Source organism: Burkholderia sp. MS389 (assembly GCF_016899425.1).
Taxonomy (GTDB): domain Bacteria; phylum Pseudomonadota; class Gammaproteobacteria; order Burkholderiales; family Burkholderiaceae; genus Burkholderia; species Burkholderia sola.
The window spans coordinates 2602346-2625414 of record NZ_CP045995.1 but is presented as its reverse complement, the minus strand read 5'-3'; the positions used below and the strand labels follow the sequence as shown (position 1 = coordinate 2625414).

Below are 23069 nucleotides of genomic sequence, written 5' to 3'. Positions count from 1 at the left end.
ATCCTAATTTTTGCGCCGCTTCTTCATACGCTCTGCCGCGCTCACACTCCGGCCATCCATGCTATCCAAAAAGTCGTCAATTCCAACCCATCTCATTGATATATTTACAAAAACTTCACGCCCCTCAAAAATCACAATCCCGATAAACAACCCCTCGCAAACCGTTCTCAATCACAAAACACGTCCCACGCAGAGAATCTCAAAATAAATATCACGCTTATCTCAATTTAAAAGACACATTTTTCAACACTCTCCAATAAACCCGGGTATACGAAATCGGAAAACGATGTATAGAATCGGCGCCTCATCATTCCTGGATCGTGACGACCACACCATGCGGATCGACAAACCGCTCTGGCATGAAGGGCTCATTCTGACGCAGCAGCATTTCCAGCAGCAGGAGCGCTGGAACGGATTCGCGCTGCAACAACTCGCTTCGGCGCTGACCGTGGCGCCGTGGGGAACGCTGTGTGTCGACATCGACGAGGAGGCGCTATCGTCCAGTCGCCTCAAGCTCACGCGGTTGCAACTGCGCTTCCCCGACGGTTCCCCGATCGATACGACCGTTGCCGATGCGTTGCCGCCGGCGCGCGACCTCGTCGGCGAAATTCCCGCGGATACCCAGACGGTCGACGTGCTCGCGGCGCTCGCGTTGCCCGATGCGAACGGCAACAACTGCCGCTTCGACGAGACGGCGCTGGCCCGCCCGCGTCGCGCCTATCGCGAGTTCGTCAAGGTGACGGACCTGAACGGCACCGGAGACACCGAAATCGCCGCCGAGCGCCACGCGGTGCGGGTGTTGTTCGGCTTCGAGTCGCATGCGGACGACACGGTGTGCGCGATCGCGCGCCTGACACGCTCGACGAGCGGGCAGTTCCAGGTCGATCGCCGCTACGTCCCGCCTTGCCTCGCTCTGTCGGGGCATGCACTGCATATCGAGCGCATCCGGCGGCTCGCCGATATCCTCGCCGCCAAGAGCGTGCTCCTTGGCGAGCGCCGCAGCGAGCGCATCGAGCAGGTGGCCGAATACGGTGTCGCCGACGTCCAGCTGTTCTGGCTGCTGCATTGCATTCACCAGGCATGGCCGCAGTTGCGCTTCCTCGCGTCGCATCCGGCGCAACCCACGGATCGCCTGTACCAGGTGCTCGCGCAATTGGCAGGATCGTTGACGACGTTCTCGACGCGCGTGTCGCTGGCGGACATCCCGCCGTACGACCACGCCGCCGCACATGACGTCTTCGCGACGCTCGAATCGCTGATCCGCGACCTGCTCGACGCGATCATCCCGTCGCGTGTCGTTCCGATCGGGCTGTCACATACGACATCGACCACCTGGGCCGGTCAGTTCGTCGACGAGCGCATCGTCGAGGGCCCGGCTGACTGGTATCTGTCGGTGAACGCGGCCCTGCCGGCATTCGAGCTCGTCGAACAGTTCCCGCGCCTCTGCAAGATCGGCGCACCGGACGACGTCGAACACATCGTCAGTTCCGCGGTCGCCGGCATCCCGCTGAAGGCGGTGCAACGAGTGCCGGGCGCCATTCCGGTCCGGCTGGACAATCACTATTTCGCACTCGACGCACACGATGCCGCGCATGCAAGGATGTTGGCCGCACGCGCGTGCCAGATTTATTTGCCGGCTTCGGTTCCCGACGCATCGATCGAACTCTACGCGGTGCTGCGCTGATGAATGCCATCGTCTCCAGCCGTCACGAATCCGCGCTGCTCGCGTGGGAGCCGTCATCCGGTCATTCGGCCCGACCGTCCATGCGTGCGTTGCTGCGCGATACGGCGTTACTCGTCTCCCATCTGTCGAACGGCGGGCGAGTCGACAACCCTGAAAGCCTCCGTCTGCAGTGCATGCAGCTCGTGGCGCAATTCGCGGCTGCGCTCGATGCGCAAGGGGTGGCCGCCGACGTACGGGACGATGCCGCGATCGCGCTGTGTGGGCTGATCGACGAAGCTGCGCTGCGCCATCTTCCAGCGGCCGACAAGGCGAACTGGGAACAGACGCCGCTACAGGTCGACCGATTCAGCATTCACGACGCCGGCACGCGCATTTACGAACGAATCGAATACCGGATGCGCGAATCCGCACCGAACGTCGACCTGCTCGAATGCTACGCGGCCGTTCTCGGCCTGGGATTTCGCGGCTGCTACGCCGCCCGCTCGCGCTCGTCCACGGGCGCCCACGACGGTGAAGCGAAACGGCAGGCACTGATCGCGGCGCTGGCGACGCAGATCGACCAGTTGCGGCCTGCCGCGCGGCCGAGGTTCGTCGTCGATCGCGCGAACGTGCGTCTGCTCGACCGGCTCACGCATCTTTCGCCATGGGTGATCGCGGGCGCCGCCTGCGTGATCGCACTCTGCGCGTGGTTCGCCTGGGATCGCATGCTCGACGCGGACCTCGCCCAACTCGTTCAGAAAGCCAACCAGCCGTGACGTCGGAAACCGTTCTTCCACCGTCAGCGACGCGCGCGGATGCCGACGCCGCGCGTGCCGCCCTTGCAGGACTCGGCTATCCGTTGCGCACGGTCGTGACGATATCGACGTTGCTGGCGCTTGGCGTCATCGGATGGATGGTGCCCATCGACCGCGACGTCATGTGGGGGCTGATTGCGAGCGTTATCGCACTGGCCCTGCTGATCGTCTGGCTGTATTCGCGAAGCATAGCCCGCGCTCGCGAACGATACGTGCACGTGATCGCGCAACTCGGCGCAGCGACGGCCGACCTGCCCATCGCGTTGCGCACCGGAATGCCGCTTGCGCTCGTCGTCGGCGACGGCTTGCCCGCGCTGTTCGATCGCGACAGCACTCACGCGCGTTTCGTGCACGTCGGCGACGGTGCAATCTGGCTGCGGGTCGACCGGCCGAAGGATCTGGCTCGTCTCGCCGTCGCGGTCCGCCAGTGGCGCGACGGCAATGCGCCGGATTGCATCGTGTTGTCGGTGGCGCCCGCCAGCCACGCGAACGACGACACGCTGTCGCAGGCGCTGCGCGTGATCCGGCAGGCAACCGCGGATACGTCGCGCATGCTGGGCTTGTCGTTGCCCGGTTACGTTGCGATCTACCAACGACTGTCGAACGCACACGCTGGCGATAGTCCGGCAAGCGGCCCGTTGGCACCCCGGTGGTATGGCCTGTCGACCGGCTTGCGGATCGCGAATATGCGTGACTTCGACACGGCAATCGATGCAGCCGAAACGGATGCGTGTCATGCCGACGCAAGTCCGTGGGCGGCCGCACACGCGGCGGCGCTTCCATCGATGATCGGGTGGACACGCCGTATCGTGTTCGACACGCTGACCGAAGGCCGCCAGCCCGCTTCTCCCTGGCCGTTGTTCGGTGCCGGCTGGATCGACCATGGCCCGGCGACGAGCCCCGACACGCCGTGGGAACGCGAAGCACACGCGCGGACCGGCATCGCCCCGCCCGCGCTTCCTGCCTCGGCGCTGCCCTGGCCGCTGCCCCAGCCGCTGATCGACGCAGTGCCGCGGCAGGCGAAGCGATCGCCGCGCGTCACCGCCGTCGCCCACGTCGTCGCGATCGCCGCTTGCGCAGCCACGGCCGCCATCTGCGCAGCCGCCGTCAACAACGCAGCGCTGATGGCGCGAATCGGCGCGCATCTCGAGCGCTACGCCCTCATCCCCGCGACACAAGACGCCGCCAAGCGCGACGCGCTCCGGTCGCTTGCATCGGATCGCGACCAGCTCGACCGTTATGCCCGTATCGGCGTTCCGCTCCGGCTGTCGTTCGGCACGTACCGCGGCTCGCCCCTGTTGCCGTTGCTCGACGATGCAATCGCTTCCTACGAACCGCCTGCGCCACCACCCACGGTCGTCACACTCGACAGCCTGGCTCTTTTCGACAGCGGCAAGGCGCAGCTCAAGCCCGGCACCACGCGCGCCATGGTCGGCGCGCTGGCGCTGATCAACGCACACCCCGGCAAACGGGTACTCGTCGCCGGCTACACGGACGATCAGGGCCGCCCCGAACGCAACCTCAAGCTGTCGCTCGATCGTGCCGCAGCGGTGCGCGACTGGCTCGTCGACGCGTCGGGCATGCCGTCGACACAATTCGCGATCCAGGGCTACGGCGATACGCGGCCGATCGCGGACAACACGACGTTCGACGGACGGGCGAAGAATCGGCGGGTCGAAATCACGCTCGTGCCCGATACGCCGTCGCCTGCCGTATCGACCGGACCCTCGAGCTAACGCGTTGGGTTCCCGGGCATCTGCTCCGGGTTTATCAGCGCCGGAATCCGTTTCCGGCAATTCGCAGTACGAAGAAGAAGGAGTGAACAAATGGCAATTCCGGCTTACATGTGGCTCAAGGACGACGGTGGCGCAGACATCAAGGGGTCGGTGACCGTTCAGGACCGCGAGGGGAGCGTCGAGCTGGTCGCGTTCGATCACGGCGTGCACATCCCGACCGACGGCAATACGGGCAAACTGACCGGCACTCGCGTGCACAAGCCGATCACGCTGACGAAAGAGACGGACGCATCGACGCCGTATCTGTACAAGGCCGTGACGAGCGGCCAGACGCTGAAGTCGGTCGAGATCAAGTGGTACCGGATCGACGATGCGGGCAAGGAGAAGGAGTACTTCAACACGAAGCTCGACAACGTGAAGATCGTTGCCGTGAAGCCGAAGATGCTCGACATCAAAAATCCCGACTACGAAAAGCACAACCATCTCGAAGACGTCGAACTGCGCTACGAGACGATCACGTGGTCGTACAAGGACGGCAACATCATCCACAAGGACACGTGGAACGAGCGCTCCTGATGGTTTGAGCGGCTGGCGGAACCGGCGCGTGCATGCGACGGGCTCCGCCACCGCTTGGCTCTGGTCCACTTGCCTGCCGCCGCCGATTCGCATGGCCTCGACGGCTCCCTCCCCCTCCTGATCGCTATCGACATGACGCCGCCTCTCCGCGATGCCTCCCACCTCATTCGCCGTCTCAATCCTCACTGCACGCACGCACTCGAAGCCGCCGCCAGCCTGTGCCAGACCCGGCTCGCAGATGAAATCGCAGTCGAGCACTGGGTGCTGAAACTGCTCGAGGCGGACGACGGCGACATTCCCGCGGTGCTGCGCCACTACGATCTCGACATCGATGCCGTCTGGGAAGCGCTGGTCGACGTGATCGATCGTATGCCGCGCACATTGCGCGGCATGCCCGCGCTTTCTCGTCAACTGGCCACGGTGATCGAGGACGCATGGGCGCAAGCGGTGTCGGACGATCCCGACGGCGTCATTCGGTCCGGCCATCTGCTGCAGGCAATCGTCGATGCCCCGCATGTGCTGCGCACCCAGCGCGCGTGGCCGCTGCTATCGGTTTCGAGTGCGCAAATCCGGCGCGTGCTGCCGCGGCTCGGGCGGCGTTCTTGCGAGAACGCGCGCGACCACATCGTATCGGAGCAGGAAGCCGACCGGCCCGGCGGCGCGTTCGACGACGACACGCCCCTGTCGCCCGAGGGCGACGGCGCGCGGCCCCACACGTCGCAGCGGGCGAGCGACGGCAGTGCGCTCGCACGCTTCGCGCTCGATCTGACCGACAAGGCGCGGCGCGGCGAAATCGACCCGGTGCTCGGTCGCGACCGCGAAATCCGCCAGATGATCGACGTGCTCGCACGTCGCCGCAAGAACAATCCGATCCTCGTCGGCGAACCGGGCGTCGGCAAGACCGCGCTCGTCGAAGGGCTCGCGCTGCGCGTAGCTGAAGGCAGCGTGCCCGAAACGATCCGCGATACGCGCATCCTCACGCTCGATCTCGGTTTGCTGCAGGCCGGTGCGGGCGTCAAGGGCGAATTCGAACAGCGCCTGAAGAACGTGATCGACGAGGTGCGCGCCGCCACCACGCCGATCCTGCTGTTCGTCGACGAAGCGCATACGCTGATCGGCGCAGGCAACACGGCGGGCGGCGCCGACGCAGCGAACCTGCTCAAACCGGCGCTTGCGCGAGGAGAATTGCGGACGATCGCAGCCACCACGTGGGCCGAGTACAAGCAATACTTCGAGCGGGACGCCGCGCTCGAACGGCGCTTCCAGGTCATCAAGGTCGACGAACCGGACGATACTGCCGCGTGCCTGATGCTGCGCGGCCTTGCGAGCCGCTATGCGCAGCATCATCGCGTTCATATCCGCGACGAAGCGATCGTCGCCGCCGTGCGGCTGTCGCGTCGCTATATTCCGGCGAGGCAATTGCCGGACAAGGCCGTCGACCTGATCGACACGGCCGCCGCACGTGTGAGGATGGCGCTCGATGTACCGCCCGCGGAACTGCAACAGGCGCGCGCCTCGGTCGCCGCACTGGAACTGGAGCGCGATGCGCTCGACGCGGACATCCGCGCCGGAATTGCCGGCGTGGCCGAGCGGCGTGCGTCGATCGACATGGAATACGACACCGCATGCGCCGCCGCCGACCAGGTACTCGCTCAGTACTCGCGCGAACGCGATCTCGTCGGCGTCGTGCATTCCCTGCGCGATGCAGCCGATCGAGCGGCCAATCCCGCGGCCATCTCGGGCGCACTCGGCGCATTATCGGCCGTTCAACGAAAGCCGCCGATGATGGCGGCCGACGTCGATGCGCAATCCGTCGCGCGTGTCGTCGCCGAATGGACGGGCGTTCCGGTCGGCAATCTCGTCGAGGACGAACTGCAGAACCTGCTCACACTCGAGACGGCGCTCGCGTCGCGTGTCGTCGCACAGGACGACGCGATCGCGGCATTGGCCGAAAGCCTGCGCACCGCGAAGGCCGGCCTTAAAAGCGAACACGCGCCGCTTGGCGTGTTCCTGTTGGCGGGACCGTCCGGGGTGGGCAAGACCGAGACGGCGCTCGCGCTCGCCGACGTATTGTTCGGTGGCGCGGGAGCACTGACGACGATCAACCTGTCCGAGTACCAGGAAGCGCATACAGTTTCGCAGCTCAAGGGGTCGCCGCCCGGCTATGTCGGGTACGGTCGCGGCGGCGTTCTCACAGAAGCCGTGCGTCAGCGCCCTTACAGCGTCGTGTTGCTGGACGAAGTGGAGAAAGCGCATCGCGACGTACTCGACATCTTCTATCAGGTGTTCGACCGCGGCACGATGCGCGACGGCGAAGGGCGCGAGATCGATTTCCGCAACTGCGTGATCGTGATGACGTCCAATCTTGGCAGCACGCAGATCTACGATGCGACGGACAAGGATCCGTCGATCACGCAGCCAGCATTGCGCGACACCATTCATCCGCAACTTGTCGCGCATTTCCAGCCGGCGTTGCTCGCGCGCTTCCAGACGCTCGTCTATCGGCCGCTCGATGCCGCGGCGCTTGCGTCGATCGTACGCCTCAAGCTCGACAAGATTGCCGAGCGCCTGCAGCGGCAGCATGCCGCGACACTGGCGTATGCGGACGACGTGGTCGAATCGATCGCGCAACACTGTGTGTCCCGAGAATCCGGCGCGCGCAGTGTCGACGCATTTCTGAATCAGCGCGTGCTGCCCGCCTTGTCGCACGAACTGCTCGTGCGCATGGCATCGGACAGCGCACCGCGTCGGATCGCGTTGTCCGTCACTGCCGAAGGTGCGTTGACGATCGATTTCGTCGATGCATCGACGGCCGCCGATGACGCGGCCGGACGATGGAGCCGCCGATGACCGCCGGCCCTTCCCTCTACGACATGCTGCTCGGTCAGATCGACGGCGTGCCGATCGGCGCGTACGACGACCGAACGCTCGAATGCCTGAGCGTGCAGCAGAACGTGCGCCGCATTCTCAATACGCGGGCAGGCGCGCTCAAGCACCTGCCGGACTATGGCCTGCCCGACCTCACGAACATCTACAAGGCATTGCCCGCATCGGCGCACTTGCTCAAGCAGCAAATGGAGGCGACGCTGTTGAAGTACGAGCCGCGCATTCGCTCGATCGACGTCGCGATCATCGACAACCGCGATCCCGGCATCCTCGTCAGCTTCGAGATGACCTGCCACCTGAAGAACGCGGGGCTCGTGCGCTTCGGCACTTACTTCGAGCCACCCGGTCGCCTGCGCATCGAACGGTACGTCGCCCGCTCATGATCGAGCGCGATCAGCCCTCGTGCGCCAGATGCGCCGCAAACCCCACTTTCCCCGGCGCGACTTCTTCCTTCAGCGTCAGCGCCGGAATCTCGTAATCGCCCGCGTTCTGCTGGCGGAACGGAATCGGCGGCGTGGTCCACAGATCGTCGAGACGCTGGCCGAGTGCCGTACACGTTTCGTCGAAGCGCGCGGCGTTCATCTTGCCCGTCCGGTAGATCACGAACGGCGGCAGCACGTCGAACCCCGGGTAATACAGCACCCCGTGCTGGATCGGGAACAGCAAGTCGTCGATCGGCCCGTTGATGCCGCGCGGGCTGTAGTGCGGCTCCCACCCGCCCGTCGTGACGACGATCATCGCCCGCTTGCCGGCCAACATCCCTTCGCCGTAGCGGTCGCCCCAGTGCGTATCGGAATGCTCGCCGACACCGTACGCAAAGCCGTATGCATACACCCGCTCGAACCAGCCCTTCATGATCGCCGGCATCGAGAACCACCACAGCGGAAACTGCAGGATCACCGCATCGGCCCACTTCAGCTTGTCCTGTTCGCGCGCGATGTCGTCGCGCTGCGTGCCCGCCTCGAACGCGCGCTTCGAATCGAGCGCCGGATCGAAGCGATCGTCGGGCGCGCGATCGGTCACGTCGTTCTCATCCAGCACCGCCTTCCAGTTCATCGCATACAGGTCGCTCACCTGCACCGCATGGCCGGCCGCTTCGAGATGCGCGACCGCGAAGTCGCGCAGCGCGCCGTTCAGCGAACGCGGTTCCGGATGGGCATACACGATCAGCACATTCATGTTCGTCACTCCGTGGATTGAATGACTGCAGGATGCCGCCTTCGACGGTATATTTGAAATGAATTCCTGATATTCCAGCTATAGCCATGAATAATCTCAGAAGGCTCGATCTGAACCTGCTCGTCACGCTGGACGTGCTGCTCGCCGAGCACAACGTCACACGCGCGGCCGAGAAGCTGAACATGTCGCAGCCGTCGGTCAGCGTGCAGTTGCAGAAACTGCGCGACGTATTCGGCGATCCGCTGCTGCTGCCGGGGCCGCGCGGGATGCGGCCGACCGCGCGCGCGGAAGCGCTGCGCGAGCCGTTGCGCGAAGCGCTCGAGGCCGTCGAGCGCGCCGTGATTCCGGCCACGCCGTTCGACCCTGCAACCGCGAAGAACACGTGGCGCGTGGCCGCGACCGACTACGGCGAATCGACGATCGTGCTGCCCGCGCTGCGCACGCTGCGTTCGACCGCGCCCGGCACGCGGCTGGCCGTCCTCGAGCTCGTGCCGCCGCGTATCGAGCAGGATACCGAACGAAATGGCATCGACCTGGCCTTCCACATGACCGAAGCGTCGCCGCCCAGCATGCGGCGCTTGCCGCTGTTCGTCGAGCGTTACGTGCTGATCGGCCGCGCCGACCACCCGAAGCTGAAGCGGCGCCCCACGCTCGCGCAATTCGGCACGCTCGAGCACGTGATCGTGTCGCCCGACGGCGGCGGCTTTTTCGGCGTGACGGACGAAGTACTCGCGAAGATGGGGGCCACACGGCGCGTCGTGCTGTCGGTGCCGCACTTCCTGTTCGTGATGTCGGCCGTCGCGAGCACCGATCTCGTCGCGATGCTGCCCGAGCGGCTGGTGCGCGACGTGCCCGCGCTGCGCGTGGTGGATGCGCCGGTCGAGGTGCCCGGCTATGAAATGTCGATGCTGTGGCACGAGCGCGTGCATCGCGATCCCGCGCATCGGTGGCTGCGGGAGACGATCGCGGCGGCGGTCTGACACGCCGGTCGCGACGCGGCTGACATTTACTGTCATCGGGGGCTTGAAAGTCCACCAATCACTGTATATATTTACAGTGTTTCTGCGTCATTTGACCCGAATTCCGTCATCCCGAGACGGTCTTTAGTGAGGCGACCATGTTCCAGTCATCCGCATTCGATCCCGAGCAACCCGGCTTCAATCCCGTCCACTTCGAGCGCGCAGCGCAGCGTGCGGTCGTCGATCTGCAGCGTGTCGTCGGCGGCCCCGCGCAGCGAGCGCTCGGCCTGCGCCGCCGCACGCATCCGGCGGCCGTCCGCACGATGAGCTGGCAGGCGCTGCTGAACGTCGAAGAGCTGGCGTTCTCGAATCCCGGGTTCCTGAACCGCAACGATCCGACCGTCGTCGACGCGTTCATCCGGCTGCGCGACAGCCGGCTGGTCGCCGCGGACGTCGAGGAGCCGGTCGACTGGCGCCGCGACGACGACGACCTGCCGGCCGTCTACCTGATCGTCAAGGCGATGCTCGAAGCGGAAGAGGAAGAACGGGCCGAGGCAGCCTGACGCTCGCTGGCCGATCGCCGCGGGCACGGCCTGCGGGGCTCGCGCCGCCACGTTGGGTGGTGGCGCGGTCGGCCCTGTGGCTCGTTATGATTTTGCGCCGCGAATCGGCGCATCCTGCGGCAAGCCGCGAACCGTCGCTTCAGCCGATCATCGCGACGCGACGACCGTCCGAACGACCATCGCAGCGCCCGCCGGTTACAACCGCGCCGCGAGCCGCGCCCCCTGATCGATCGCGCGCTTCGCGTCGAGTTCGGCGGCCAGTTCCGCGCCGCCGATCAGGTGCACCGAGCGACCGGCCGCCTGCAGCGGCGCGAGCAACGCGCGCTGCGGCTCCTGCCCCGTGCAGAGCACGATCGTATCGACTTCGATCAGTTCGTGATCGGTGCGCTGCTCGCCGTACGACACATGCAGCCCGCGCGCGTCGATCCGCTCGTAGTTCACGCCGCCGATCATCTTCACCTGCTTCATCTTCAGCGTCGCACGGTGAATCCAGCCGGTCGTCTTGCCGAGCCCCTTGCCGAGCGGCGCGGCCTTGCGCTGCAACAGCGTCACTTCCCGCGCCGGCGCCGACACCTGCGCACGCGTCACGCCGCCGCGCGTCGCGGCAGGGTCGGTCACGCCCCACTCGACCTTCCATTCGTCCAGATCGAGTGCCGGCGATTCACCGTCCTGCACCAGATACTCGGCGACATCGAAGCCGATCCCGCCCGCACCCACCACCGCGACCCGCCGCCCGACCGGCTGTTTGCCCGCGAGCACGTCGATATAGCTGAGCACGTTCGGCCCGTCCTGCCCCGGAATCTTCGGGTCGCGCGGCGCGACGCCGGTTGCGAGCACGATCTCGTCGTAGCCGCCCGCGATCAGGTCGCTCGCGTCGGCGCGACGGTTCAGGTGCAGCTTCACGCCGGTCAACTCGACCTGCCGGCCGAAGTAGCTCAACGCTTCGTGAAACTCCTCCTTGCCCGGAATCCGCTTCGCCATGTTGAACTGGCCGCCGATTTCCGCGGCGCCGTCGAACAGGTCGACCTGATGGCCGCGCTGCGCGAGCACGGTCGAGCACGCGAGGCCGGCCGGCCCCGCGCCGACCACCGCGATCCGCTTCGGCTGCGGTGCGGGCGTGTATTTCAGCTCCGTCTCGTGGCACGCGCGCGGATTCAGCAGGCACGACGCAATCTTGTTCTTGAACGCGTGATCGAGGCACGCCTGGTTGCAGCCGATGCAGGTGTTGATCTCGTCGGCCCGCCCCTGCGCGGCCTTGACGACGAACTCGGCATCCGCGAGCAGCGGGCGCGCCATCGACACCATGTCCGCGCAACCGTCCGCGAGAATCTGCTCGGCCACTTCGGGCCGGTTGATCCGGTTGGTCGTCACGAGCGGGATGCCGACCTCGCCCTTCATCTTCTTCGTCACCCACGCGAACGCGCCGCGCGGCACCGACGTCGCGATCGTCGGCACGCGCGCCTCGTGCCAGCCGATCCCCGTGTTGATGATCGTCGCGCCCGCGCGCTCGACCGCCTTCGCGAGCTGCACGGTTTCGCTCCAGTCGCTGCCGTCCGGAATCAGGTCGAGCATCGACAGCCGGTAGATCAGGATGAAGTCGCGGCCGACCGCTTCGCGCGTGCGCTCGATGATCTCGATCGGCAAGCGGATGCGGTTCTCGTACGACCCGCCCCACTGGTCGCTGCGCTTGTTCGTATGCATCGAGATGAACTGGTTGATCAGGTAGCCCTCGGAGCCCATGATCTCTACGCCGTCGTAACCGGCTTCGCGGGCGAGCGTCGCGCAGCGCACGAACGCACGGATCTGTCGCTCCACGCCGCGCGCGCTCAGCTCATGCGGCGCGAACGGCGAAATCGGCGACTTGATCTTCGACGGCGCGACCGCGAACGGGTGGTAACCGTACCGGCCCGTATGCAGGATCTGCAGCGCGATCTTGCCGTCCTCCGCATGCACGGCGCCCGTGATCTCGCGATGTCGGCGCGCGGCGGCCGACGTCATCAGCGTGCCGCCGAACGGCTTGGTCCAGCCGGCCACGTTCGGCGCGAAGCCGCCCGTCACGATCAGGCCGACCCCGCCGCGCGCGCGCTCGGCGAAATATTCGGCGAGGCGCGGCAGCGTCTTGCGGCTGTCCTCGAGGCCGGTGTGCATCGAGCCCATCAGCACGCGATTCTTCAGCGTCGTGAAACCGAGATCGAGCGGTGTGAGCAGATGGGGAAAGGGTGTCGTCATGATGATTCGGGCAAGAAGCGATGCCTGCCATCGTAGGCGTGCGCCGCCTTGAACGTGAGGGGGCAAACAGCCATAATGCTTGTCATTTCCGGCCAAATCGACATGACTTCCCCGTCTCGCAAGGATCGCCTCGGGCTGCGCCGGCCAACGATTCCGGTCGCCTATACGCGCCTGCTGCTGCAGGCGCTGGCCGCTCGCGGCGTCGATCTCGCCGCCGTGCGCGCCGGCACCGGCCTGCGCGACGCGGTGCTGGCCGAACCGGACGCGCGCGTCGCGCCGTCGCAATGGGGGCGGCTCGTGCTCAACGCGATCGAAATCGGCGGCGATCCGGGCATCGGGCTCGCGTTCGGGCTGCTGCTGAAACCGACCGTGCACGGCTTTCTCGGCTACGCGACGCTGACCGCGCGGGACATCCGCGACGCGCTGTTCGTCACGCAGCGCTACTTCCGGATGCGCAATCGCCAGTACCGGCTGACCTATGCGGAAGACGAGCGTGGCGCGACGCTCGAACTGCACGGCGTGCAGGCAAACCCCGTGCTGCAGCATCACGTGATGTTCGAATTCGTGCTGACGGGGCTCGCGCAGAACATCTCGCAATGGTCCGGGCGCACGTCACCGCCGATCAGGCTGCAATTCGCGTGGCCGGAGCCCGCGTATTTCGCGCGCTATCGCGACCAGTTGCCGCCGGTGGCATTCGGCTGCGCGGCCAATGCGCTGTGGATTGCGCCCGACGTGCTCGACTGGCCGCTGCCGCTCGCCGACGAAGTCGCGCACCGGCAGGCGCTCGTGCAGGTCGAGCGCGAATATGCGCAGGTGCGGCAGGAGGAAGGCGATCTGGTCGAGCGCGTTCGCGCGGAACTGGCGCGCGCCGCCGGCGATTATCCGGGGCCGGATACGCTCGCCGATGCGCTGCTCGTGTCGACGCGCACGCTGCGACGCCGGCTGGAGGAAGCCGGGTCGAGCTATCGGCAGTTACTCGATGAAGCGCGGTTTCGCGATGCAAAGCAGTTGCTTACCGCGTCGGATCTCGACCTGAAAACGATCGCCGAACGGCTGCAATTCACCGACCCGGCGAATTTCACGCGCGCGTTCCGGCGCTGGGCCGGGCAGACGCCGAGCGCGTTTCGGGAAGCGGCTGCGGGGACGGGACGCGAATGACGTGCGCGACGTATCAGCGCCCGATATAAATCCGCGCGCCGCCGTCCCCCTCGCCCGCGTCGATCCGCACGTCACCCGTTGCGGCGACGATCGCGTCGTACGCGTCATCGCTCACGCACACCACCGGCACCGCGATCGCATACAGCTCCGCTGCCACGATCGCGCCGATCGAGATGATCAGGTCGCGCTCCTTCAGCACGATCCCGACCGGCCCCGTGCCGTTGCGCACCGCTTCCGCGAGCACGCTGCTGCTCGAACTCGATCCCTTCGCGTGCGGCATCACCATCACCTTGCCGGCGAGGCTCGCGCCGGCCTGCGGATGCCCGCGATCGACGATCCTGCCCGCGCCCGAGTCGTAGCCGCCCCAGAAGCTGAGCGGCTTGTCGAGCACGAACGGACGCGCGCACGCGCTGCCCGGCACGAGCGTGTCGCCCGTCAAGAATGTGTCCGTCGCTTCAGTCATCGAATCGCACCTTGCCTTCGTACGCGGACCGCACGCATTCGCGCATGCTGCCGTACGCGACCGTCACGCCGATGTTCGCGGGCGCATACGACGCCCATTTCCCCGAGTTAGTCATCACCAGCCCCGACAACCGCTTCATCACCGGCGTGATGTACGTGCAGGTATCGACGACGATCTGCACGCCGCGCGCGGCGAATTTCTCCGCGAGGCCGGCTTGCTCCAGCTCCCACAGAATGAAGCGGCTCGTGTTCACGTAGAAATCGCAGGCCGGCTTGCCGTCGAACGCGTCGAGCAACGTGTCGAGCGTGCGGAATTCGGCCAGCGAGAAATGCGGTGTACCGAGCGCGACCGCGACCAGCGCGTCGCCGGCCGCGCCGTGATTCAGCGTGCGGCGAATCTCGTCGAGATCGGCCATCGTGATGTCGATCGTGCGAAGCGCTGCGCGCCCGTGCAACGCGGCGTCGAGCGTCGGCGCCTCGGGCGTCACGCCGACCGCATGGAACAGCGCGACGGCCCCGCTCGACGCGGCGGCCGCGCCGAGCGCCTTGAGTTCGTCCTCGGTGGTGTCGGCCGGCAGCCCGACGATCGCCGGCACGACCGCGCCCGCGATCTTGCCGACCGCCAGACCGAGCGCGGCGAAATAGATGTCGCGCGACGGCAGGCCGGTGAAATCCGGCGCGTTGAACACGATTCGCGCGGCGCGGTTCGCATCGACATGCAGCCCCGCATACGGCGCACGCCCGGTGATCGCGGCGGCCAGGTCCAGAAAATCGCCGTAGCGGCTCGTGCGCGCGCCGAGCACAGAGTTCGCGAACACGATCGCATTCGATTCGGCCCACGCGATCTGCTCGCCCAGCGCGGGACGATGCTTCAGTTGATACGGCGCGCACGTGAAGCTCGATTCGCAGCCGAGCAGCAAGTGCGCGTCCATCAGGCGCTGCGCATCGCGCTGGATCGTGCGGTCGCCGTGGTACAGCTCGGGATGGATCAGGTCGAGCGAGCCGACGTTCAACGTGGTCGGCACCGCGACCTTCGCGCCCGTGTCGACGAAATAGTCGACGAAGTCGAGGCTCGTCTGGCCGTGATACAGACAGCCGTCGATATGGGCCGACGTAATGTCGATCAGGTGCGGCGCGGACATCACTTGCGCGGTGCGCGCGACGATCCGCATCGCGCGGGCGACGCCGTGCCCGAAATCCCCGCGCAACATTGCGTCGTCGCGGTCACTCAACTGCAGCATCGGTTGCTCCTCGTGACGCGTGCCGGCGGCCGCGCCGGCTCGTGAATTCCGTCAGAGGACTCTACAACTGGAAACAAAAACTGTCCAGATTGGAACAAAACCGGGCAGCATAAAAACCAATTTTCACAACCGGAAGCTTCGGCGGCGGCCAATGGCTTGCGTTCCGCACCAGTTGACCGCCACACCGACCCGCCCGCCCCTCGCCTAACGTTCCGCCGTCAGGCTGAACAGCTCTGCGCGCAACGCCTTCGCGCGATCGCGGCCGAACTGGGTGTCGAATTCGTCCTGCGCGGCCTGCCACGCGACCAACGCCCGCGCGAACGTGCGCTCGCCGAGCTTCGTGAGATGGAGCGCATGCGCACGCGCATCGTGCTCGGATGCCGCCGTCGCGACGAAACCGTCGCGCTGCAACGGCTTCAGCGCACGCAGCAAGGTCGTGCGATCCATCACGAGCGCATCGGCGAGTTCGCTCATCAGCAGGCCGGGCCGGCGTTTGAGGTTCACCATGATCGAGAACTGGGCGGGCGTGACGCCAACCGGGGCCAGATGGCGCTCGTACAGTTGCGTGACGAAGCGCGCCGCCTGACGCAGCGCGAGGCAGTTGCACGCCTCGGAAATCGGAATGTCGTTCATGTCGTCGAATCTATATGTGCATATGCATAAAGTCAATGTACACTCCGCCGTAACATGGCCGGGGCCGGCCATCGCGTCAAGGAGACGGACATGGACTACATCGACAAGCTGCGCATCTTCCGGTCGGTGGTGGAGATGCGCAGCTTCACGCGCGCCGCCGACATGCACGGCCTCGCGCGGCCGGTCGTCTCGCGCGCGGTCGCGGATCTGGAGGCGCGTTTCGGCAGCCGGCTGCTGCACCGGACCACGCGCCAGGTGTCGCTGACCGAAACGGCCGAGCGCATCTATGAGCGGTGCGCGGCCGTGCTCGACGAACTCGACGCGCTCGAAGTGGAAGCGCAGACGCACACGCGCGAGCCCGAGGGCCTGCTGCGCCTCGTCGCACATACGACGGCCGCGCTGAACCGGCTCGTGCCGCTGATCGCCGGCTTCAAGCGCGCGCATCCGAACGTGCGCCTCGACGTCACGCTGACCGAGCGCCCGGTCGATCTGGTCGGCGAAGGCTACGACATCGGCATCGTCGTGCCGTACATGCTGACGAGCGAATCGACCGTCGTGCGGCTGGTCGAGCGCATTCCGGTCGTGATCGTCGCGACGCCTGCATATCTGCAAGCGCATGCGCGCCCCGAGACGCCGGCCGACCTCGCCAATCATCCGTTCGTGCCGATCTCGCCGTCGCTGCGCCGGCCGGCGCTGTCGTTCCGTGTCGACGGCAACATGCTCACCGTGCCGTTCCGCTTCGACATCTCGTCGAACAGCCCCGTCTTCAACCGCGAAATGGTGATGCACGACTTCGGCATCGGCGTCGTCCCGAAAACGCTCGTCGAGGCCCAACTCGCGTCGGGCGCGCTCGTGCAGCTGCTGGAAGACGCCGATCTCGTCGATGCGTTCGTCGAAATCAAGCTCGCGTACGCGAACCGCGCGCTGCTGCCCGCGAAGGTAAAGGCGTTCATCGACTACACGGCCGCGTACTGCGACCGCGAAGGCTGGATCGTTCCCGCGGCGGCGTGACCGGGCGCGAGCGCGCCGTTCCGACGCCGATTGGTACAGCCACGACACCAATCTGATCCTGTCCCGCCGCTCGCTTCACGCCGTCCCGCCCCCTAACATGTGCACATGCACAAGACCACGCTCACCGATGACGATTGCTTCGCGGTCCGGCAAGCCGCCCGGCGGATCTCGCAGTTCTACGAGCGTTACCTGTCGCGAGCGGGCGTGACGCCGTCGCAATACAGCATCCTCGCGCTGCTGCGCGAGCGGCCCGGCCTGACGATGGCGACGCTGTCGAACGTGCTGGTGATCGAACGCACCGCGCTGCTGCGCGCGCTCAAGCCGCTCGTCGGCGCGGCGCTGGTGACGGGGCGGATCGAGCCGCCATGTCGTGGTCAGACGTTTGCACTGACCGCACACGGCGAAACGAAGGTCGCCGACGCGCACGTGCACTGGCTCGCCGCACAGGAAGCGTTCGAGCGGTGCTTCGGGTCGACGCAGGCGGCCCGCCTCAGAGACGAATTGTTCCGGATCACGCACAACCTGCCGGAACGCTAACCCTTTTCCCGATCGGCACCACGTCGTCGATCGCTTTGATTAGTGCATATACATAGGTGAATCGATGGATACGACCCAAGCCGCTGCCTCGTCACGCGAAGCAGCCACAACCGAGCGGCCCGCGAAGCAACGACGCCGCGTGCCGTGGATGCGCATCGCGGTGGGCGCCGTCGTCGTCGTGGTCGCGGCCGCCGCGCTCGACTGGCTGTTCGTGCTGCGCTTTCAGGAAAGCACCGACGACGCGTATGTCGGCGGCGACGTGACGGTGCTCGCGCCGAAGGTCAACGGCTTCGTCGACAAGATCCTCGTGACCGACAACCAGCGCGTGAAGGCCGGCGACGTGCTCGTGCAGCTCGATGCGCGCGACTACGACGCGAAGCTCGCGCAGGCCGGCGCCGAAGTCGACAGCGCGCGCTCCGCCGTGACCGAACTCGAAGCGAAGCAGCAACTGCAATTCGCGGTGATCGGCCAGCACGCGGCGGACAAGAACGCGTCGTCCGCCGAACTGACGCGCGCCGCATCGGACCGCGTGCGCTACCGCGAGCTCGTGAAGTCGGACGCCGTATCGAACCAGATCGTCGAGCGCGCGGACGCCGATTATTCGAAGGCCGGCGCGGCCGTCGAACGCAGCGACGCCGCGCTGCTCGCGTCGAAGCGCCAGCTCGACGTGCTCGGCGCGCAGCTCGCCGATGCGCGGGCTCGTGTAAACACCGCGCTCGCCGCGCAGCGCGTCGCGGCGCTCAACGTCGAATACACGACGATCCGTTCACCGGTCGACGGCTACGTCGGCAACCGCACGGGCCGCGTCGGGATGCTCGCGAACGTCGGCGTGCCGCTGCTGACCGTCGTGCCGGCCTCCGGGCTGTGGATCGACGCGAACTTCAAGGAAGACCAGCTTCGCAAGATGCGCGCGGGCGACCGCGTCGACGTCGCGCTCGATGCGTCGAGCACGCGCCTGCATGGCCGCGTCGACAGCCTCGCCCCCGCGACCGGCGCGACCTTCAGCGTGCTGCCGCCCGAGAACGCGACCGGCAACTTCACGAAGATCGTCCAGCGCGTGCCCGTGCGCGTGCATCTCGATCCGCAGCCGGGCATCGAGCACGTGCTGCGCCCCGGGCTCTCCGCGGTCGTGACCGTGCATACCGACCACCAGCACTGAGCGGGAGCCGACGATGACCACCGCGTTTTCCGGCGACCCCGCGTCGCAACCGACCAGGCAGCGCGTGTTCGCGTTCGCGCTGATGTGCGTCGGCTTCTTCATGGCGACGCTCGACATCCAGATCGTCGCGTCGTCGCTGCGCGACATCGGCGGCGGGCTGTCCGCGAGCCAGGACGAATTGTCGTGGGTGCAGACCGCGTACCTGATCGCCGAGATCATCGTGATCCCGATGTCGGGCTGGCTGTCGAAGGTGATGTCGACGCGCTGGCTGTTCGTCGCATCCGCCGTCGGTTTCACGATCACCAGCATGCTGTGCGGGCTCGCGTGGGACATCAACTCGATGATCCTGTTTCGCGGCCTGCAGGGCGCGCTCGGCGCCGCGATGATCCCGACCGTGTTCACCACCGCGTTCGTGCTGTTCCCCGGCAGGCAGCGGCTGATCGCGTCGACGACCATCGGCGCGCTCGCGTCGCTCGCACCTGCGATCGGCCCCGTGATCGGCGGCTGGATCACCGACCAATGGTCGTGGCACTGGCTGTTCTACCTGAACCTCGTGCCGGGCATCGCGGTGGCTGCGCTCGTGCCGCGCTACGTGCACATCGACGCGCCCGATCTCAGCCTCATCAAACGCGGCGACTATCTCGGCATCGTGCTGATGTCGGGCTTCCTCGGCTGCCTCGAATACGTGCTCGAGGAAGGCCCGCGCAAGAACTGGTTCGGCGACGATGCGATCGTGATCTGCGCGTGGATCTCCGGCATCTGCGGCTTCCTGTTCATCGTGCACGCGCTGACCGCGAAAGATCCGATCGTCGACCTGCGCGCGCTCGCCGTGCGCAATTTCGGGATCGGCAGCCTGCTGTCGTTCGTGACCGGCATCGGGATTTTCGTGACCGTGTTCCTCACGCCGCTGTTTCTCGCGCAGGTGCGAGCGTTCAGCTCGCTGCAGATCGGTATCGCGCTGCTGTCGGTCGGTGCGTTCCAGTTGATCGCGCTGTGCGCGTATGCGTTCGCCGCGCGCTACGTCAGCATGCGTGCGCTGCTCGTGTTCGGGCTGATCTGCTTCGGCCTCGGCTGCTACCTGTACACGCCGATCACGCACGACTGGGGCTGGCGGGAACTGCTGCTGCCGCAGGCGCTGCGCGGTATCGGCCAGCAGTTCAGCGTGCCGCCGATCGTGACGATGGCGCTCGGCTCGCTGCCGCAGTCGCGGCTGAAATCGGCGAGCGGGCTGTTCAACCTGATGCGCAACCTCGGCGGGGCGATCGGTATCGCGGTAAGCGCGACGATGCTCAACGACCGGCTGAATTTTCATTACCTGCGGCTGAACGAGCACGTGAGCGCCGGCGAACCGCAAGTCGCGTCGCTGCTCGATCGCCAGGCCGCGTACTGGGGATCGGTGGCCGGCAATACGCTGAATACCGCGCAGGCCGGGCTCGCGAACCTGCATCGTCTGATCTATCGCGAAGCGCTGACGCTGACCTATGCGGATGCGTACTACGCGCTGTCGCTGTGCTTCGTCGTCGCGTTGCTTGCCGTCGTGTTTTCCAAACCCATTACGTTGAACGCGCCGCCGCCGGACGCGCACTGAGGCCCACGGATCATCATCTTGACGTCCTCCTCCGCCTAAGCGCGGAGGATTCCCACATCTGGCGATGCACGTCCGCATCGGAGAATGTTCAGCGCAGCGTTGGTATCTCGATCATGCTCGACACCACAGTCACTGCAGGCCCACTCTCTTATTCGCAGTCCCGCGATACCTTTCGGCCGCGTCGTGCTGTCTTTCGACCCGCACGCCGAACAGGACTGGGTGGAACCGCTTTCGTCGACTTCCTCGAACGTGGCCCCGTGCGCGATCGCCTTGTAACGGAGCTTGTTTCGGAAGGACGACCAGGATGCGTCGTAGACGCTCTTCGCCATCCTGGTTCTGGCGAGTTTGACAGCCGACACGTTGCCGACCGCGATGTAATCGAAGCGCCACACCAACTCGAGCACGAGCTTGTGCTGGAAATCGGCTCGGGCATTCGCGATCTTGGCGTGCAGCTTCGCGATATGTCGCTTGTGCTTTCGCGCCCGTTGCGCTTTCGCCAGCTTTTCCGCCGCTCGTCGACCGAATTGGTCATTGGGCAGTTTCTCGCCGGTCGAAAGTGTGGCGAAGTCTTTCAGGCCGAGATCGATGCCCACACCGGAACGGATCGGGCGAGCCTGAACATCCGGCATCTCGATCGCTATGTTCAAGAACCAGTTGCCGCGTGCATCCTGCGCAAAGTTGGCCCCGTCCTTGATCTTGCCTTCGGGAAGCGGGCGGCTATTGAACACGCGGAAGGTGTTGCCGGCGAAACGGAACGCGTCGCCCTCGCGCTTCAGGTCACGCCCCTTCAGCGGCACCCAGCCCAGCGATTTCCTGCCGCGATAGCGCAGGTAGGGCCGACGGCGCTGGCTGCGCGACTTCGCATATTGCTCGCACGTCGCGTTGACCGTGCCGGAGTGAATACCGAGTTCCTTGCTGCTGCCGGTGGTCAGCACGTTCAGGTCGAATCCTGTAGGCCACTTCTTGCCCCACTTGAGCGCGTGCTTCTGCGTGTCGTTGCAGAAGTTCCAGACGTAGTTCACCGCACGGCTCTGCTTGTTGAGCAGTCCGTTGAGCGACTTCACCCGGTAGCGGTAGACAAGGATCATGCCGGTGATCCTAACCCGTGGAAGAAGCAGCCTGTCAACAGCAATTCTTTCCTTCCCGCCATCAATGGCGGGATTTCTCGGAGCAAATTCTGATGAAGAAGCTACTCGTCGCGCTGGCCGTCAGCGCATTCGCCGCCGGGTGTGCGGTGCAGCCCGCGCAGCATCCGGCGCTGAACGATTCCGTTCAGACGCTCGCGCCTACCGCATGGGACACCGACGTGCCGCGCGCGGACATCGACGCCGCCGCCTGGTGGGCGCAATTCCACGACCCCGTGCTCGACCGGCTGATCGCGACCGTGCTCGACGGCAATCTCGATCTGCAGGCCGCCGCCGAACGCGTGAAGCAGGCGCAGGCGCTGACCGTGCAGAAGCGCGCGGTGTTGCTGCCCGAACTCGACGCGACCGCGCATGCGGCCGACGCACGGCAGAACACGCCGCCGCCGCTCGGTTATGTGCGGCAGGCCGGCGCGGGGCTCGCGCTCAGCTGGTCGCCCGATGTGTTCGGCGGCGAACGGCTCGATCTGCTCGCCGCTCAAGCGGAGTTGGTCGGGCAGAAGCATGCGGAAGATGCGATGCGCCTCGCGCTCGCTGCCGATGCGGCATCCGCGTATGTCGATCTGCGCTGGGCGCAGCAGGAATTGAAGATCCTGCAGGACAACGCGAAGATCCGGCAGCATGCGCTCGAACTCACGCGCAAGCGACAGGCGTTCGGGCTGTCGACGGAACTCGACGTCACGCGCGCACAGAACCAGCTCGATGCGCTCGAAGCCGGGATTCCGCCGACGCAGGCGCAGATCTCGCATCAGCTGAATCTGATCGCCGTGTATTCGGGGCGGACACCGGAATCGGTCGATCGGCTCGTGCTGGCGCAGGCCGGAGAGATTCCCGCGCCGCCGGTCGGCGCGCCGGGAACGTTGCCTTCGCAAGCGTTGCTGCGACGGCCCGATGTGCTGACTGCTTATGCTCAAGTCGAGCGGCGTGCGGCGCAAGTGGGCGTGGCGAAGGCCGAACGGTATCCGAAGTTTTCGTTGAACCTGACGGACGGGATTCTCGCCGCTTCGTATCTCGGGTTGCCGACGTTGACCGATAACCTGTTCAGCGCGGCGTTGAGTGCGACGAGCCCGATCTTCAACGCGGGACGGATTACCGCCGATATCTCGCAGAGCGAAAGCCGGATGCGGGAGTCGGAACTCGGGTTACGGCAGACGATGCTGCAAGCGCTGCGGGAAGTCGAGGATGCACGCGCGAATCTCGTCAGTTCCGATGAGGCGACGCGGCGGCTCGATAGTGCATTGGCGGCTTCCGATAAAGCGCTCGGGTTGGCGAATCAGCTTTACAAGGGTGGCGCGACGGACTTTCTGGACGTGCTGTCGGCGCAGGAGGTGTATCTGCGCGATTCGGATTCGCTGAATCAGGTCAAGCGCGAGCATGCGCTGGCGGCGGTGGCGTTGTATCGGTCGCTTGGGGGTGGGTGGAGCCGGAATGATGCGGCGGGTGGGCCGCAGACGGAAACGGACGCTGTGGCGAAAAACTAGGCGGCTCACGCAATGCGAAGTCAGCCGCCCGGACACGCACCCCACTGCGGC

Annotated in this window: 20 protein-coding genes; 14 read left to right on the top strand and 6 right to left on the bottom strand. The window is 66.0% G+C overall.

All coding sequences use genetic code 11. The features are described 5' to 3' along the window. Positions 1-334: 334 nt before the first annotated feature. The 6 genes from tssK to tssE all read left to right on the top strand — a co-directional run bounded on the left by tssK (position 335) and on the right by tssE (position 8059). On the top strand, positions 335-1684 hold the full coding sequence (gene tssK / locus GJG85_RS28135; protein WP_050017872.1) for a type VI secretion system baseplate subunit TssK: 1350 nt from the start codon (positions 335-337) through the stop codon (positions 1682-1684). Then, complete coding sequence (locus GJG85_RS28130) at positions 1684-2439, top strand: DotU family type IV/VI secretion system protein (RefSeq protein WP_179233159.1); 756 nt, start codon at positions 1684-1686, stop codon at positions 2437-2439. Before tssK ends, GJG85_RS28130 begins: the two co-directional genes overlap by 1 nt. After that, positions 2436-4214, top strand: coding sequence for an OmpA family protein (locus tag GJG85_RS28125; RefSeq protein ID WP_050017871.1), 1779 nt, complete (start codon positions 2436-2438; stop codon positions 4212-4214). The genes GJG85_RS28130 and GJG85_RS28125 overlap by 4 nt, the downstream gene beginning before the upstream one ends. 90 nt (positions 4215-4304) lie before the next feature. Continuing rightward, positions 4305-4790: an Hcp family type VI secretion system effector gene (locus GJG85_RS28120; RefSeq protein WP_006750272.1), complete on the top strand. Its 486-nt coding sequence runs from the start codon at positions 4305-4307 to the stop codon at positions 4788-4790. Positions 4791-4922: 132 nt separating this feature from the next. Next, positions 4923-7640, top strand: coding sequence for a type VI secretion system ATPase TssH (gene tssH, locus GJG85_RS28115; protein WP_050017870.1), 2718 nt, complete (start codon positions 4923-4925; stop codon positions 7638-7640). Further along, entirely contained in the window at positions 7637-8059 is a 423-nt protein-coding gene (gene tssE, locus GJG85_RS28110; RefSeq protein WP_050017875.1) for a type VI secretion system baseplate subunit TssE, read from the top strand. The genes tssH and tssE overlap by 4 nt, the downstream gene beginning before the upstream one ends. A 10-nt stretch (positions 8060-8069) precedes the next feature. Here tssE and GJG85_RS28105 read toward each other — a convergent pair whose 3' ends face one another. Further along, positions 8070-8855 carry an NAD(P)H-dependent oxidoreductase gene (locus GJG85_RS28105; protein WP_204384117.1) on the bottom strand — a complete coding sequence of 262 codons (786 nt, stop codon included), beginning with the start codon at positions 8853-8855 and terminating at the stop codon, positions 8070-8072. Positions 8856-8941: 86 nt separating this feature from the next. On the opposite strand from GJG85_RS28105, the gene GJG85_RS28100 reads away from it, so the two are divergent. Beyond that, positions 8942-9835 carry a LysR family transcriptional regulator gene (locus GJG85_RS28100; RefSeq protein ID WP_050017868.1) on the top strand — a complete coding sequence of 298 codons (894 nt, stop codon included), beginning with the start codon at positions 8942-8944 and terminating at the stop codon, positions 9833-9835. 137 nt (positions 9836-9972) lie between these two features. Beyond that, positions 9973-10377: a DUF2471 family protein gene (locus GJG85_RS28095; protein ID WP_050017867.1), complete on the top strand. Its 405-nt coding sequence runs from the start codon at positions 9973-9975 to the stop codon at positions 10375-10377. Between the two features lie 195 nt (positions 10378-10572). On the opposite strand, the gene GJG85_RS28090 is transcribed toward GJG85_RS28095, so the two are convergent. Beyond that, positions 10573-12606 (bottom strand): NADPH-dependent 2,4-dienoyl-CoA reductase, encoded by a 2034-nt coding sequence (locus GJG85_RS28090; RefSeq protein WP_050017866.1) that lies wholly within the window; start codon positions 12604-12606, stop codon positions 10573-10575. 75 nt (positions 12607-12681) lie between these two features. On the opposite strand from GJG85_RS28090, the gene GJG85_RS28085 reads away from it, so the two are divergent. Beyond that, positions 12682-13764 carry an AraC family transcriptional regulator gene (locus GJG85_RS28085; RefSeq protein WP_050017865.1) on the top strand — a complete coding sequence of 361 codons (1083 nt, stop codon included), beginning with the start codon at positions 12682-12684 and terminating at the stop codon, positions 13762-13764. Between the two features lie 13 nt (positions 13765-13777). Here the strand turns inward: GJG85_RS28085 and GJG85_RS28080 are convergent, their stop codons facing one another. From GJG85_RS28080 to GJG85_RS28070, 3 genes are all read right to left on the bottom strand, one after another. Then, a complete protein-coding gene (locus GJG85_RS28080; protein WP_204384116.1) occupies positions 13778-14227 on the bottom strand; it encodes a DUF126 domain-containing protein in 450 nt (149 codons plus the stop codon). Next, on the bottom strand, positions 14220-15467 hold the full coding sequence (locus GJG85_RS28075; protein WP_050017863.1) for an aconitase X: 1248 nt from the start codon (positions 15465-15467) through the stop codon (positions 14220-14222). The genes GJG85_RS28080 and GJG85_RS28075 overlap by 8 nt, the downstream gene beginning before the upstream one ends. A gap of 204 nt (positions 15468-15671) precedes the next feature. After that, positions 15672-16100 carry a MarR family winged helix-turn-helix transcriptional regulator gene (locus tag GJG85_RS28070; RefSeq protein ID WP_050017862.1) on the bottom strand — a complete coding sequence of 143 codons (429 nt, stop codon included), beginning with the start codon at positions 16098-16100 and terminating at the stop codon, positions 15672-15674. Positions 16101-16190: 90 nt separating this feature from the next. Between GJG85_RS28070 and GJG85_RS28065 the strand changes: the two genes are divergently transcribed. The 4 genes from GJG85_RS28065 (at position 16191) to GJG85_RS28050 (ending at position 20395) form a co-directional block, all read left to right on the top strand. Further along, positions 16191-17111, top strand: coding sequence for a LysR family transcriptional regulator (locus GJG85_RS28065; protein WP_050017861.1), 921 nt, complete (start codon positions 16191-16193; stop codon positions 17109-17111). Positions 17112-17216: 105 nt separating this feature from the next. Further along, complete coding sequence (locus GJG85_RS28060; RefSeq protein WP_011548253.1) at positions 17217-17648, top strand: MarR family winged helix-turn-helix transcriptional regulator; 432 nt, start codon at positions 17217-17219, stop codon at positions 17646-17648. Positions 17649-17712: 64 nt separating this feature from the next. Then, positions 17713-18807 carry an HlyD family secretion protein gene (locus tag GJG85_RS28055; RefSeq protein ID WP_204384115.1) on the top strand — a complete coding sequence of 365 codons (1095 nt, stop codon included), beginning with the start codon at positions 17713-17715 and terminating at the stop codon, positions 18805-18807. Positions 18808-18820: 13 nt separating this feature from the next. Further along, on the top strand, positions 18821-20395 hold the full coding sequence (locus tag GJG85_RS28050; protein WP_050017859.1) for a DHA2 family efflux MFS transporter permease subunit: 1575 nt from the start codon (positions 18821-18823) through the stop codon (positions 20393-20395). A 35-nt stretch (positions 20396-20430) separates the two neighbouring features. Here GJG85_RS28050 and GJG85_RS28045 read toward each other — a convergent pair whose 3' ends face one another. Next, the gene (locus tag GJG85_RS28045) at positions 20431-21483 is read right to left on the bottom strand and encodes an RNA-guided endonuclease TnpB family protein (RefSeq protein ID WP_089489091.1); all 1053 of its coding nucleotides are present in this window, start codon (positions 21481-21483) and stop codon (positions 20431-20433) included. Positions 21484-21575: 92 nt separating this feature from the next. On the opposite strand from GJG85_RS28045, the gene GJG85_RS28040 reads away from it, so the two are divergent. Continuing rightward, positions 21576-23018, top strand: coding sequence for an efflux transporter outer membrane subunit (locus GJG85_RS28040; protein ID WP_050017857.1), 1443 nt, complete (start codon positions 21576-21578; stop codon positions 23016-23018). Positions 23019-23069 lie beyond the last annotated feature (51 nt).